The sequence below is a fragment of the Cyanobacterium stanieri LEGE 03274 genome (assembly GCF_015207825.1).
Taxonomy (GTDB): domain Bacteria; phylum Cyanobacteriota; class Cyanobacteriia; order Cyanobacteriales; family Cyanobacteriaceae; genus Cyanobacterium; species Cyanobacterium stanieri_B.
In genome coordinates this window covers 119,727-135,436 of the sequence record NZ_JADEWC010000002.1, presented here as the reverse complement: position 1 = coordinate 135,436, position 15,710 = coordinate 119,727, and the positions used below count along the sequence as shown (strand labels likewise).

General features: G+C 38.1%; 8 protein-coding genes. 3 read left to right on the top strand and 5 right to left on the bottom strand.

Annotated elements, in window-relative coordinates:
- Positions 1 to 121: 121 nt before the first annotated feature.
- A complete protein-coding gene (locus IQ215_RS14450) occupies positions 122 to 256 on the bottom strand; it encodes a hypothetical protein (protein WP_277815516.1) in 135 nt (44 codons plus the stop codon).
- A gap of 829 nt (positions 257 to 1,085) precedes the next feature.
- On the opposite strand from IQ215_RS14450, the gene IQ215_RS01570 reads away from it, so the two are divergent.
- Complete coding sequence (locus tag IQ215_RS01570; protein ID WP_193799568.1) at positions 1,086 to 3,989, top strand: DUF1156 domain-containing protein; 2,904 nt, start codon at positions 1,086 to 1,088, stop codon at positions 3,987 to 3,989.
- A 127-nt stretch (positions 3,990 to 4,116) separates the two neighbouring features.
- Here IQ215_RS01570 and IQ215_RS01565 read toward each other — a convergent pair whose 3' ends face one another.
- Entirely contained in the window at positions 4,117 to 4,260 is a 144-nt protein-coding gene (locus IQ215_RS01565) for a hypothetical protein (protein ID WP_193799567.1), read from the bottom strand.
- A 999-nt stretch (positions 4,261 to 5,259) separates the two neighbouring features.
- Between IQ215_RS01565 and tnpA the strand changes: the two genes are divergently transcribed.
- A complete protein-coding gene (tnpA, locus tag IQ215_RS01560) occupies positions 5,260 to 5,661 on the top strand; it encodes an IS200/IS605 family transposase (RefSeq protein WP_193799566.1) in 402 nt (133 codons plus the stop codon).
- A gap of 445 nt (positions 5,662 to 6,106) precedes the next feature.
- Here the strand turns inward: tnpA and IQ215_RS01555 are convergent, their stop codons facing one another.
- The 3 genes from IQ215_RS01555 to IQ215_RS01545 form a co-directional block, all read right to left on the bottom strand.
- The gene (locus IQ215_RS01555) at positions 6,107 to 9,382 is read right to left on the bottom strand and encodes an ATP-binding protein (RefSeq protein WP_193799565.1); all 3,276 of its coding nucleotides are present in this window, start codon (positions 9,380 to 9,382) and stop codon (positions 6,107 to 6,109) included.
- A gap of 121 nt (positions 9,383 to 9,503) precedes the next feature.
- Positions 9,504 to 10,031 carry a rod shape-determining protein MreD gene (gene mreD, locus IQ215_RS01550; RefSeq protein ID WP_193799564.1) on the bottom strand — a complete coding sequence of 176 codons (528 nt, stop codon included), beginning with the start codon at positions 10,029 to 10,031 and terminating at the stop codon, positions 9,504 to 9,506.
- 270 nt (positions 10,032 to 10,301) lie between these two features.
- A complete protein-coding gene (locus tag IQ215_RS01545) occupies positions 10,302 to 12,086 on the bottom strand; it encodes an ABC transporter ATP-binding protein (RefSeq protein WP_193799563.1) in 1,785 nt (594 codons plus the stop codon).
- 494 nt (positions 12,087 to 12,580) lie between these two features.
- Here IQ215_RS01545 and IQ215_RS01540 point away from each other — a divergent pair, with 494 nt between their 5' ends.
- On the top strand, positions 12,581 to 15,709 hold the full coding sequence (locus IQ215_RS01540; RefSeq protein ID WP_193799562.1) for a DEAD/DEAH box helicase: 3,129 nt from the start codon (positions 12,581 to 12,583) through the stop codon (positions 15,707 to 15,709).
- The last annotated feature ends 1 nt before the right edge of the window (position 15,710 follow it).

The following is a 15,710-nucleotide window of genomic DNA, read 5'->3' as shown; positions in this document are numbered from 1 at the left end:
GGCTACTGATTTATCGTTTAATAAATTAAACTCCATTTGATTTAAAGTACGATCGCCCTTATAATAACCTTATTATCCTAGTTCAATTCATTGAACGAAAACATGGTAACCGTGGAATTTATTACACGGTGGGTAATGGGAATAATCGACTATCGCCACATATCGCCTCGCAATGAATTACGAGGCTACGGGATTTATCGTTTAATAAATTAAACTCCATTTGATTTAAAGTGCGATCGCCCCTTATAATAACCATATTACCCTAGTTCAATTCATTGAACGAAAACATGGTAGCCGTGGAATTTACTTCATGGTGGGATAACGGGAATAATCAACTATCGCCACATACCGCCTCGCAATGAATTACGAGGCTACGGATTTACCGTTTAATAAATTAAACTCCATTTGATTTAAAGTACGATCGCCCTTATAATAACCTTATTATCCTAGTTCAATTCATTGAACGAAAACATGGTAGCCATGAAATTTATTTCATGGTGGGATAACGGCAACACATCAAACCATCCATCACCCTATGGATTATCGCCACATACCGCCTCGCAATGAATTACGAGGCTACGGATTTACCGTTTAATAAATTAAACTCCATTTGATTTAAAGTACGATCGCCCCTTATAATAACCTTATTACCCTAGTTCAATTCATTGAACGAAAACATGGTAGCCATGAAATTTATTTCATGGTGGGTAATGGGAATAATCGACTATCGCCACATACCGCCTCGCAATGAATTACGAGGCTACGGGATTTACCGTTTAATAAATTAAACTCTATTTGATTTAAAGTACGATCGCCCCTTATAATAGCCTTATTACCCTAGTTCAATTCATTGAACGAAAACACGGTAGCCGTGGAATTTATTTCATGGTGGGTAATGGGAATAATCAACCATCGCCCCTTACAATAACCTTATCACCCTAGTTCAATTCATTGAACGAAAACATAGTAGCCATGAAATTCATTTCATGGCGGTTGATGGCAACAAACCCAACTATTTATTACACGGCGAAGGCAAAACCCCATTTCATGGTGGGATAACGGCAACACCCGATTAAGAGGAGAAAATGCGCAAAAAACTATTCATCGAAAAGATATTCCCCGTAAAACTCCTCAACCAACAAGTATATTACGAACATGGCGGAAACCCCTTCAAAGGATTACATCGTTGGTATTCTCGCAAACCATTATCCTTTTCCCGCGCCTCCGTGTTAGCCTCCCTCCTCCCCGCCGACATCACCACAGAAGAATTTCTCTACATCATGGGTATCTATAGCCAAGAGGAAATCGAATTTTGGGAAAAATCTAGCAAAACCGAAGCAGAAAAAGACAAACTGCGCAACATCAAAGAAATACGTCTTTATAAACAACCCCCCACCCAAAAGCAAATCCAACGACTACAACACCATTGTCAAACCACATGGGGAAAAGACACCCCCAGCATCCTCGACGCTTTCGCGGGAGGGGGTAGCATTCCCTTTGAGGGGGTTAGGTATAACTTAAATGTCTTCGCCTCCGATTTAAATCCCGTTGCCTACATCACCATGAAAGCTGGGATGGAATATCCCCTTAAGTTTGGTAAGGATTTACAACAAGACATCGACAAATGGGTTAACTATGTGGCAAGTGAAGCAAAAACCCGATTAAAAGACTTTTTCCCATCTCAACCCAACGAAACCGTACAAAATTACCTTTGGGCGCACACGGTAAATTGCCCCCATTGTCATTCTACCATTCCCCTTTCTCCTAATTGGTGGCTAAGTAAAACCAGTAACTACGCAGGAAAAGGACAAGCTAGAAAAGTAACATCAGATTGGTATGCCGTTAAACCTATTCCTAATCTTGCTGAAAAAAGAGTGGACTTTGAGTTAATAAAGGGCAAAAAAGGAAAGGGTACAACTATTAATATTAATGATGGACAATCCACTATAGAATTTGACCCTAGCGATTATAATACCATTGGGCGAGGGGTTGGCAAATGTTGTAATTGTGACAATGTTATCGAAGATGATTATATCAAACAACAGGCACAAGCCGAAGGATTAGGACATCAATTATATGCCGTGGCGTTTAAGGAAGGAAAAGGCAGTTTACAATTTAGAATCCCCACAGATTTAGATTTAGAAGGAGTTAAAAAAGCACAGGAATATTTAGAAGCTAAATCAGATGAATATCACTTAAATCAACTAATACCTGATATTGATATTCCTATGGGTGAAGAAACTGAAAGATTACCTAATATTGGTATTAATCAATGGCATGAATTATTTAACCCTCGTCAATTATTAACTCTTGTGAGTTATGTAGAGATAATCAACGAGGCAAAAGCCAAAATATTAGCGGAATATGAACTAGAAAAAGCCCAAGCAATTATCACCTATTTAGCTTTAGTATTGGATAGGTGCGTGGATAGAAATTGTCGATTATCTATTTGGAATTCTGGGAGATTTTCTGTTGAAAGAGCCTCAACGCAACACTCATTAAATCTTAATTGGAATTATCCTGAAGTTTCTGGAATAGGTGAATTATGGAATCAATGTGCTGATGCGTTTACCTCTGAATTTAGCAAACTTTGCGAATATATAAACCAAGAAAAAAATGTAGTAAATAAACAAGAAAAAACCAGCAAAAAACAACAACAATTAACCCTAACCGTAGAAACACCCCCAGAGACAAAATTAACCAAAGAAATCAACCCATCAAACATTAACATAAACCTCGAATCTGCCGATAGCTTATATCACATACCCGACAAAACCTTAGAAGCAATTGTCACAGATCCACCCTATTATGGTACAATCCAATATGCCGAATTGTCCGACTTTTTTTACGTCTGGAATAAAAGAATATTAGGAGACATATTCCCCGACATCTTTTGGCAAGAATTAACCGACAAAGATAGGGAAGCCGTTGCCAACCCTTCCCGTTTCCGTAATATGGGTATCTCCCCCGACGAGTTAGCCAAACAGGATTATGAAGGCAAAATGAATATGGCATGGAATGAAGCCTATCGGGTGTTGAAGGATGAGGGCGTTTTAACGGTACAATTTAACCATAAAGAATCGGGCGCGTGGGATGTGTTAGCCAAATCCTTAATCGATGCAGGGTTTGAAATCACCGCTTCATGGGCAGTATCCACGGAAAACCCCCAAAACCTCCACCAAGCGAAGAAGAATAGTGTTTCTAGCACGGTAATATTAGTATGTAGAAAGAGGGATAGTAACGCACCCCAAGCATGGTGGGATGACTTACGCCCAGAAGTGGCTAACCTAGTGGAATCACGGGCAGAATACTTTGAGGATAACGACATTACGGGTATTGATTTATATCTCAGCGCTTTTGGGGTAGCCTTAAACGTCTTTTCTAAATCCTATCCTATCCTTGATAATACGGGGAAAGAAGTGCGCCCAGAAGTTGCTTTCGCCGAAGCCAGAAAAGCCATTGCTGGTTATCGTTTCCGCAAACTATTACAAACCGATACCATTGGTTTTGATGCCCTAACTCAGTGGTATTTATTGGCATGGGATGCCTTTGGCGCGCGGGAGTTTCCTTTTGATGAAGCTAGACAGTTGGCTTTGGCGGTGGGTGGTTTTAATGTCAATGATTTGGCAAAAGAATATAAGTTAATTGATTCTGCCAGTGGTATTTGTAAGTTATTAACACCGCAACAAAGGCTCAAAAAACGGGCTTTTACTATCAATCCCCAAGAGTTTTCTATGGATTATCTCATCGATGGGTTACATGCTTTGATAGGGATATATGAGGATGAGGCGGATTTGGAAGCGGTGCGCAAATTCCTCAAGAATACGGGGTTAGGGGGTAATGATTTGTTGGTGAAGGTGATGGAGGTGGCTTTTAAGGTGATTCCTGATAGTATGAAGGAGAAACAAACTTTGATTAATCTTTGGTTGGGTATTGATGAGATTAAGTCGAAGGTACAATTTTTCCAGACGGAGATGTTTGAGGGGTGATTAACCTCGTAATGAATGATGGGTTATTGTTTAATATCGCCTCGTAATAAATTCCGAGGCTACGGATTTTTCGTTTAATGAATTAAACTCGATATTTTTTTGGTGGGTGTAAGGTGCGCTGGGGGTTTTATGGTAATAATCGACTATCGTCATATATCGCCTCGTAATAAATTCCGAGGCTACGGGTTTTTTCGTTTAATGAATTAAACTCGATATTTTTTGGTGGGGTGAAGGGCGCTGGGGTTTTATGGTAATAATCGACTATCGTCATATATCGCCTCGTAATAAATTCCGAGGCTACGGGATTTTTCGTTTAATGAATTAAACTCGATATTTTTTGGTGGGGTGAAGGGCGCTGGGGGTTTTATGATAGTCTTAGTTCAATTTATTGAACGTGAAATTATTAGCCATGAAATTTATTTCATGGTGGGGGATGATGATAATCCAACAATTTATTACACGATGGGTGATGGGAATACACCTCAATGATTTATAACGTTATGGGTTATCGTTTAATATCGCCTCGTAATGAATTCCGAGGCTACGGGATTTTTCGTTTAATGAATTAAACTCTATAATTTTTTGTGGGGTGTAAGGGCGCTGGGGGTTTTATGGTAGTCTTAGTTCAATTTATTGAACGTGAAATTATTAGCCATGAAATTTATTTCATGGTGGGGGATGATGATAATTAAATCGACTATCGTCATATATCGCCTCGTAATAAATTCCGAGGCTACGGGATTTTTCGTTTAATGAATTAAACTCTATAATTTTTTGTGGGGTGTAAGGGCGCTGGGGGTTTTATGGTAGTCTTAGTTCAATTTATTGAACGTGAAATTATTAGCCATGAAATTTATTTCATGGTGGGGGATGATGATAATTAAATCGACTATCGTCATATATCGCCTCGTAATGAATTCCGAGGCTACGGGATTTTTCGTTTAATGAATTAAACTCGATATTTTTTGGTGGGGTGTAAGGTGCGCTGGGGGTTTTATGATTATCTTAGTTCAATTTATTAAACGTGAAACCATTAGCCATGAAATTTATTTCATGGTGGGGGATGATAATAATCCAACAATTTATTACACGATGGGTGATGGGAATACACCTCAATGATTTATAACGTTATGGGTTATCGTTTAATATCGCCTCGTAATGAATTCCGAGGCTACGGGTTTTCCGTTTAATGAATTAAACTCTATCATTTTTTATTGCTTATTGAGCTTAAAATACGACAAAGAATCAATATTAATTAATAATAATATCAATGGCATACTGGCAATTATATTATCACATCGTATGGGCAACAAAGGAAAGATTACCCCTGATTAATTTCTCCATAGAAGAAAGATTACATAAATATATTGTTAATAAGTCAAAGGAATTTAGTTGTATCGTTCATGGTATTAATAGTATGCCAAATCATATTCATTTATTAGTCTCAATTCCTCCAAATATGGCAGTATCTGAATATGTAAGAAAAATTAAGGGTAGTAGTTCTAATTTCGTTGGCAAAATAGATAATAATGCTTTCTATTGGCAGAATGGCTACGGCATTTTCACGGTGGGAAAAAGAGGTTTACCCATGGTAATTGATTATATAAAAAACCAAAAACAACATCATCGGGATAACACAATTATTAATGAGTTAGAAAAGATTAATTTTTAAGATTATTCTAGTTCAATTTATTGAACGTGAAACCATTAGCCATGAAATTTATTTCATGGTGGGGGATGATGATAATTAAATCGACTATCGTCATATATCGCCTCGTAATGAATTCCGAGGCTACGGATTTTTCGTTTAATGAATTAAACTCGATATTTTTGTGGGGTGTAAGGTGCGCTGGGGTTTTATGATTATCTTAGTTCAATTTATTGAACGTAAAATTATTAGCCATGAAATTTATTTCATGGTGGGGGATGATGATAATCCAACAATTTATTACACGATGGGTGATGGGAATACACCTCAATGATTTATAACGTTATGGGTTATCGTCATATATCGCCTCGCAATAAATTCCGAGGCTACGGATTTTTCGTTTAATGAATTAAACTCGATATTTGTTTTTTAGGATGAAAACATAACCAACAATCTATTACACCACGCATTATGGAGATGTTTTCTCATCATTAACTAACATCGCCCTTAAACTCAATCTATCCACAGGATTACGCTTCAAATGATCAAAAATCATATTAAATTCCGTACCATCAGGTACGATAGGATTAACAAAATCAAGGGTAATAGTTAACGATATTATTGCCTCATTATTAGGAATATTTAGTAAACTATTAACAGTATTAAACAAAGTTCTAAAATTATTAACCTCTCCCTGATATTCTAGGCGTAAAAACTGTTCTGGGGCTTGAATTGTAATACTTTGATCTATTTTTATTGACCATAATTGAGGTCTATTTAACAAAGGTAAAGCCGTATTAATTTTACGATAATCCATCACATTATCCACAGTAAAAATAATGCTAGAAATTCCCTTGATTTTATTATCTAAACATTCATCTTTTAAATAATTAAAAGTACCATTAATAGTACCATCTTTGACAATTTCAGTAGGTTTAATAATCTTAAAAAGATCATTATTATCAACCACATAATTACCTGTTTTTTCCTTCATCCTAGAAGTAACTAAATCCATGGTAATTTCTTGGGTAGCCGTTTCACCATCACCATAATTAGCCACTACTTTAAAGACGGTTAACTTCTCAATGGTGGTGGCATATTCATCGCTATAACGGAAGTTATCACCCACTAGACTATTATCCTGATATAAAGTAACTGCTAAGGCATTATTAGCTTTCCAGCGCACCCTAACCTCTTTTGTTTCAGGGTTAATAACTTGCCCAGAAAGTTCAATTATCTTGGGCTGGGGCGGTTGTAAAATACCCCGACGATAAAGAATATATTTGTCGGAAAACTCGATGAGGGGGGGAAGATTGCTTAAAGGAGTATCGGTTTTAATATAGGTTGTCTTTTTGTCTGGTGAGTTAACCTCCAAATCCCAAATACCATCAACCAACCCTTGGCGAATGGTATCCCGAAAGAGGGAGATTTCTTGATCTAATAAAAATTTTAAACCCAAATCCTTAACAAAGGTTTCTTTGATGGCTTTGGTGGTAATATTATCCAACCCTGCTGGCCATACTTTTTGTTGGATATAAGCTGGGGCATAGGGTTTAAGGGGTTCATCTCCCCGAATTTTTTGACAGTCTTTGAGCGCTTTTAAGATAATATCCTGTTGATTATTTTTACCTTTGACGGTGTTGGCATCTTGGGGAGATAAAATGAAATGTTTTAAGCCTTCAGGAGCTTTGATTGGGTCAAAGTCGGGATAGAATAGGTGACGATAGGCGTTAGAAATACCTTGTCTGACTCCTAATTCTTTGTCAGCGCCCCTTTGTTTGAGTTGTTTTTGTTGGGTTTGGGATAAGTCTTCTAGCCTTGTCTGGGATTTGAGGATGCTTTGGATGGCTTTATATTCCTTCGTCACGTCTATGGCTTTTTCCAACTCTCCTTTATTGGCAACCAAGAACAAAATACGGTTACGATAAATACGAAAACGTCCTGATTCTCCCGTCTTATTGAGAATATCAACTAACGAAGAAGGGGCAAATTCCGTCGATTCGGCGATGGTAATGTCATCAAAATCCATAAGACACAATACCACATCATCGGGGCGATCGTCCACATCAACGGGGTTGTTGGGGGCGCTGATGGGGGTAAAAAACTTTTTGGCAAAGATAGTATCTCGGCGTTTGCGTAATTCTTCTTTTGCTTCTCCCCTGCCTATCTGCTCTTTTTCTTCTGTGATAATTTTATTGATGGAGGGTTCTTCTTTAAATCTTGCTATGGTAGTAATAGGGTCAACATCCAAATACCATGCCACGGTTTGTAATTTTTCTAGGGTGTTATCAACAAAATTTAATTCAACTTTCGGAGTGAGAAGGGATAAATTCAACTCAGCTTGACGAATCCCGGCACTGATACCATAGTTAAGGGAATGAAGAAAAATAGTTCTGGCTACATAGGAGGTAAAGGGAGGTTTCCCCGCTATTAACCATTGCTCATCCTGTTGTTGGGCGTAGGCTTTTCTGCCTGTGGGGTTAAAAATATCTGCGTTAATGGCAGGGCGCATGGTGTTTCTTTGAATTTTGGAGGTTAATTCGTTGGTGATATTTTCTTCTTTACCCATGGGTATGTGGTGGGTATGAATCAAGGGCAGATTGTTTTCTGGGTTATCTTCATCATTTTTATGATGATTATTCCACACATAACGCACCAGTTGGGCTAGTAGGCGTAGAGCGCCCCTGGTACGTTGAAATTCATCGATGGTGGCGATTTTTTTGGTAAGGAGATTAAATAATTCGGGATGGAAGGGATAACTTTGGGCAATGGCTTCGGCATAGGTAGCATCTTTACAACTATCGGGCAAATTAAGGGGCGCTGTTTTATACATTTGCAGATAAGCCGAAGCTACTTTTTTCCCTGCTTCTTCATCTACGGAGTCGAAAAGTCTTTGTTTAACAATATTATATATTTCTACATCGGTGCTAGGGGTTAAAATTCTTTCTTGACGGGCGGAGGCGCTCAATAATTCTTTTAATTCGTTGGTTTCCTCGGCAAAGGTATCACTACTAGAGGCTAGGGAATACACTAAGACTAGGTTATTGGTGGCAGATGCTAAATCCATTAACGAAAATAGGAAACTAACTACCTGTTTTCCTAGGTTACTATCTTCTACTTTTTTCCCCCTTGCCATGCTTAGATAACGGGCAATTTCATCTAGCATGATTACCGTCGGTTTATCTTTTATTAAGGCTTCCATCACTGATGTACCGGGGCTTAATAAGGTGCGATCGCTCTTTTGCAATAATTGATAACCTTCTACTCCCCCTATCTGATAGGCAATTTCACCCCACAAAGTATAAGTCGTTACCCCTGTGTCTTGATGAATTACCCCATTTTCTGCATCCAAATCTCTCCCATCAATGGCGGCTACTTGAATCGGTTGAGTAGGAATAATATCTAAATCCGTAAATCTCTCTAAACCTTGAATGGTACGCCCAGATTTAGCAATATGCCAAATCGCTATCTCATCATGGGTTTTACCGCCCCCAAAGCTGGTTTCGAGGCGTAGAATAGGTGAACCGCTACCTTTACCACTTAGACGGGTAAATACTTCTCTAATGAGGGTTTTTATGCCATCAGTGGGGAAAGTATTGGCAAAAAATAAGTCTGGATTTTGATAAACTTGAGGGGCTTTGTTTTCAACTACCGATTTTAATTTGGCGGCAAAAAGATCTAGTTGTAAGTTTCCTGATAATATTTCTAATCTAGGATAACAACTTTTAAAAACGGAGTTGAGCATTTTTGACTTTATGATAAATTACCAGAAGCTATTCATATTATATGTTCTTAAGTGAAACAAACCTTATCAATTTTTCGATAATATCAATTACCCTTGATCAGTTATAAATTAGAGTGAGGTTTCAGGGACGACGAGATTTTTTAGAGGGATTAATAAAATGATTGAAAGGATAATAAAGTAAGGGTGTCCATAAACTACTAATAATTGCCGAAGCAAGGGAATGCTGTTGGTATTTTAACCAAATATCCCTCAAAGGAAGATTCGTTTGTAAACTATATTGTAGGGCGGTAACAGTATCACTGATAATAACCATACCAAAGACAATTACCACAATAGAGATAACGTCTTCTTTGATATATTCCCCCTGATAAACATTACTCGTCAAAAGGGCTATCACTGCTAATCCTAAAACATGGGTGGGAAAATCTCCACTGATACTATCCCAAATCAAACCCAGGGAAACAGCGGCTACCATACTTTGCCATAGATTTCTTTTGACGCTCCACACTACCAACCAAATTAGTAGCCAATTGGGGGTAACTCCCACTAATTCCATGCCTGGAATACGCCACATTAGTAATAGACAAGAAATAGTAATGGAGATGAGAATCACCAGGATTGGTTGAATGATTCTAGTTTTGAGGATCATTAGATTTTTAGGGATGGGTAAAATATTGTTAAATATGGTTAAGAATACCAGAAAATATATCATCACTCCCCTTGTAGTGAATTATATCAAGTTTGGATAATTCATAAATAGATTGTACCTTCACAGCTCCACCGTGTAATGAATTACAAGGCTAATGGTAGTTCGTTCAATAAATTGAACTATCATCACCGTTACTCCCTATCTCCTTATCCCCCATACCCCTCATCTCCTTAATACCTGCAACCTTACCCTAATTTGTGACAGCGCACCTTAACAATTTACTGTTTCCCCTGTTTGCACTTGCCATAGACTTTGATAAATACCATTATGGGCGATTAATTCTTCATGTTTACCCTGTTCGATAATTTTTCCTTTTTCCATAACGTAAATACAGTCGGCATGGCGAATAGTGGAAAGACGATGGGCGATCATGATGGTGGTACGATCTTTGGTAATATATTGTAGGGAACGGGCGATCGCAGCTTCTGTTTCATTGTCAACGGCGGAGGTTGCCTCATCAAGGATAAGAATAGGGGGATTTTTCAAAATTGCCCGAGCAATAGATAATCTTTGTCTTTGTCCTCCTGATAATTTTTGTCCCCTTTCACCCACTACGGTATCGTATCCTTGGGGTAATTCCATAATAAACTGGTGGGCTTCGGCTATTTTGGCGGCAGAAATAACATCATCTTCTGTGGCGTTGGGGCTACCGTAGGCAATATTTTCCCTAACGCTACCATGGAATAAAAACACCTCTTGACTTACTAAGCCCATGGCTTTGCGCAAGTCGTAAAGGACAATATCTTGGATATTAGTGCCATCGAGGGTAATTATCCCCGAATTAATTTCATAGAGTCGGAGGAGTAGCTTAATAATGGTACTTTTTCCCGAACCTGTTGAGCCAACAATGGCGGTGGTTTTTCCTGCCTCAATATGAAGATTAAGGTTTTTTAACACAGGTTCTCTTTCAAAATAGGAAAAGGTAACATCCTTTAAGTAAATATCCCCTTGGGTATCCGTAAGGGATAAAGGAGTATCCCCAGAGTGAATCTGAATAGGAGTGTCTAACAATGCCATTACCCTAGTGGTGGAAGCCATTGCCCTTTGATATAAATCGAGGGTTTGCCCAAGACGGGTAAGGGGCCATAATAGCCGTTGGGTCATAAATACCAGTACACTATAAGTACCCACGGCCAGTGTACCTTCTTCTACCTGTAAGCCTCCAAATAAAAGGATGCTGGTAAAGCCAACCAAGATTACAAAACGAATTAGGGGTACAAAAGCGGCACTATAGGCGATCGCCCTTTGATTACTGCGACGATAGGCTTCACTGTCGGCTTTTATCCTCTCAATTTCATAGGTTTCGGTGGTAAAACTTTTGATGGTGGTAATACCGCTCAGATTATTGCTCAAACGACCATTTAAAAGGCTTACTTTTTCCCTTACATCACCGTATAGAGGCTCGAGAAACTTCTGAAAGGCGATCGCCCCCCAAATGATCACGGGAATGGGTACAACGGCCATCCAAGCGGTGGTAGGAGTAAGAATAAAAAAGGCTAAACCGATGATAATTACGGTAGTAAGCACCTGTAAAATTTCATTGGCGCCCACATCCAAAAATCTTTCTAACTGGTTAATATCATCATTCAATACCGATAATAAACGACCAGTGCTTTTATTTTCAAAATATTCTAATTCCAAACTTTGGATATGACTATAAGCATCCAGCCTCAAATCATGTTGGATATTTTGGGCTAAATTGCGCCATAAACGCTCGTAGGCATATTCAAACAAAGATTCTAACGTCCAAATGATTACCGATAACACCGTTAATACCAACAACTGAGAAAAGACGCTCTCAAAACCGAATCGGGCGATCGCACTTTCATCCCTTTGAACCACCACATCCACCGCCGCACCAATTAACACAGGGGGCGCCAAATCAAACAACTTGTTTAATACCGAACAACTCACCGCCCGATAAATTAAACCACGGTATTTAGGAGAATATTCTAAAAGTCTTGAAAGAGGGCTATTAGATGATTTTGAGGTCATGATTTAGAATAAAATTTACTCAGTAACACTGGTTATTATTTCGGAAAATTACCATCAAAAAGGTTAGAAGTATCAATTTTTATGATGCCATCACCCTTTTTTTTATAACTACCAATGGTTTTCTATCGTAACTAAAAATAAGTCCATAAAACAGGAGTGATCAATGATCCTCAATGATGGTAAGATGAAATTTCATGGCAAAACATCTTACCAAACGTATTAAATCATACAGTGTAAGTATTCACCGAGCCTGATATTAATACATCATAAGGCATAAGATCAGGGAAGTTAACTATTAATATCCCACCATGACATAGTATAGTTTTATTTTATAATTATACTTCTACCTATAAAAAATAACTATATCCATCATAACTAAAAATCTAGCTAAAATCTTATTTTTTGCGACTTAAATAACCCAGATTATGCCTCGCTATCTCATCTTGAAAAGGTATTCTTGGTTAATATATATTTTTTAAAAAAACTGAAATAATATGTCAATTTTGCGTGGTAGTTTTATTGTCAAAAATCATTTCAAATATTTTTTTATTTGGAGTGAAGAATGGAAACAATTAGGCACAGAAAAATACGATTTACAAACCAGAGATATTTATAATTATCCTTTCCAAAGTGATTCCTTAGACAATCTTATCTCTACCCTTGAAAAATATCAATTAATCATTGATTCAAAAGATCATAAATCTTTAAAATTAGACAAGATAAAAAATAAAGAATTAGTTTTATTCCCCGTTCAAAAAAAACCCAGATCAAAAACAGTTGTACCGCTTCTATATGAACAATTTGTGGCGATTGAAAACAAATTAAGTACCGTTATTTTATATCCTTGGAAAGTAGAAGGAATCAAACTTAACTTCATTGAAACCATCAACTTTTTAAGAAAAATTCCCCTCAACAATGAAGACTATATCGGCTCAGATTTGAGATTTTGGAGTCATGTATATCGTTGGAGTTTAGACTTAATTTGTCGTCAAAAATTTCTACCTACCATTGATGACCATAACAAGAGTTTTTGGCAACCTTTATTAGATAGTAATATTGACCAAGTTAGGCTGACCAAATTTGTACAAACTATGCCCTCTTTGTGTAGGTGTTATGTAGAATCAGAAGAATCACCCACCATTGATCCTCAAGAATTAATTTTAGACTTTTTAACCAACATTGTTGATTTACAAATTAGAGAATTATTAGAAGAACCTAATCTATCTGGTACGGATTTAACCGTTGAACCATGGGTAAATTCCCTTGTAAAAACTGATATAAATTATTGTGATTTGCCATCTACAGAAAGTAAACGGTTAAAGATGGCCTTTGATCATTGGACATTACCCATTCAAGACAATTTAATCACCTCTGATTTTCAACTTTCCAAAAAACAATATCGTATCTGTTTTAAATTAACTCCCCCCGCAGGTTCAGAAAATAACTATGATAATTGGAAATTGGATTATTATTTACAAGCCATTGATAATCCCGATTTTCTTGTACCTTCCGAGCAAATTTGGCAACATTCCCACCCCGAATTGGAAATTGACGATCGCACCATAGAAAATCCCCAAGAAATCCTCTTAAAAGGTTTAGGTTTGGCGGCGAAGATATATCCCCATATTGCCACGAGTTTGGAGGAGTCCATGCCCAATAGTTGCCAATTAAATGCCATCGATGCCTATCAATTCATCCGTAGTTCCGTCTGGCAATTACAGGATAACGGTTTGGGGGTTATCTTACCCGATGGACTCGCCGAAGGTGCAGGAGAAAAACGCTTGGGGGTAAAAATAGAAGCTAAGGTAAACCTGAAAAAAGGAGAGCGGTTAAACCTCAATAGCCTATTGAATTATAATCTCAAAGTTGCCGTGGGGGATAAAGTATTAACTAACAAAGAATTTCAAAACCTCTTAGCCCAAAAATCCCCCATCGTGGAAGTAGATGGACAATGGTTAGCTTTGCAACCTGCCGATGTGAAAGCCGCCCAAGATATTTTAGACCAAGCCAATAGTAACATTAACTTAACCGTAGAAGATGCCCTGCGGTTGAGCGGAGGAAACGGAGAAACCATCGCCAAATTACCTGTCGTATCCTTTGAAAGTAGTGGGGCGCTCTCGGAATTAATTAACAGTGTCCATGACTATCAAAAAATCAAAATTCTACCCACTCCCAAAACCTTTAAAGGGGATTTACGGGAATATCAAAAAGCCGGTTTTAGTTGGTTATATTTCCTCGAAAAATGGAACTTAGGGGCTTGTTTAGCCGATGATATGGGTTTGGGTAAAACCATTCAATTGATCGCCTTTTTGCTACGTCTGAAGCAGGATAAACTATTAACTAAGCCTTGCATTATTATTTGTCCTACTTCGGTGATGAATAACTGGGCGCGGGAAATCCAGAAATTTGCCCCTAGTCTCAAGGCATTAATTCACCACGGAGAACAACGGAAAAAGGGTAAAACCTTCGCCAAGGAAGCGAGTAAGCAGGATGTGATGATCACCAGTTATGCCCTCGTATTTCGTGATTTAGATGCCCTCAAGGGGGTTGATTGGCAAGGGGTGATTTTGGATGAGGCTCAAAATATTAAGAATCCCCAAGCGAAGCAAACTCAAGCTATCCGACAGTTAGATGGTGATTTTCGTATCGCTTTAACGGGTACTCCTGTGGAAAATCGTTTATCGGAATTATGGTCAATTTTGGAGTTTTTGAACCCTGGTTATTTAGGCACTCAGCAGTTTTTCCAACGGCGTTTTACTTTACCCATCGAGAAGTATGGCGATCAAGATTCTTTGAAAACTTTACGTTCTTTGGTTCAGCCGTTTATCCTAAGGCGTTTGAAAACGGATAAAAATATTATTCAAGATTTACCCGAAAAGCAGGAGATGAATGTTTATTGTGGTTTATCCCCCGAACAGGCGCACTTATATCAAAGTCTGGTGGATGATTCCCTAGAGAAAATTAATGATAGTAAGGGCATCCAGCGCCATGGTTTGGTGTTAACTTTGTTGATGAAGTTAAAACAGGTGTGTAACCATCCTGCCCATTTCTTGAAAGAAAATCGCCTTGATTTTGAACCACGTTCTGGGAAATTGTTACGGTTAGAAGAGATGCTCGAAGAAATTGTGGCTGAAGGCGATCGCACTTTAATCTTTACCCAATTTACTGAATGGGGAAATCTACTGCAACCCTACCTTGAGAAAAAATTAGGGGTAGATGTGATGTTTTTATCAGGTAGTACCAAAATGGAAAAACGTCAGGAAATGGTAGATCGTTTCCAAAATGACCCCCAAGGCCCTCCTATCTTCATTCTATCCCTCAAAGCGGGGGGAACAGGCTTAAACCTCACCAAAGCTAATCACGTTTTCCACTTCGATAGATGGTGGAATCCTGCGGTAGAAAATCAAGCCACCGATAGGGCTTTTCGTATCGGGCAAACCCAAAATGTACAGGTTCACAAATTTATCTGTAGTGGTACATTGGAGGAAAAAATTAACGATATTCTTGAGAGTAAGAAACAATTGGCAGAACAAACCATCAATAGCGGTGAAGACTGGTTAACGGATTTGGATAGCGATCAATTGAGAAACTTACTTGTCTTAGATCGTAATGCAGTTTTATAAT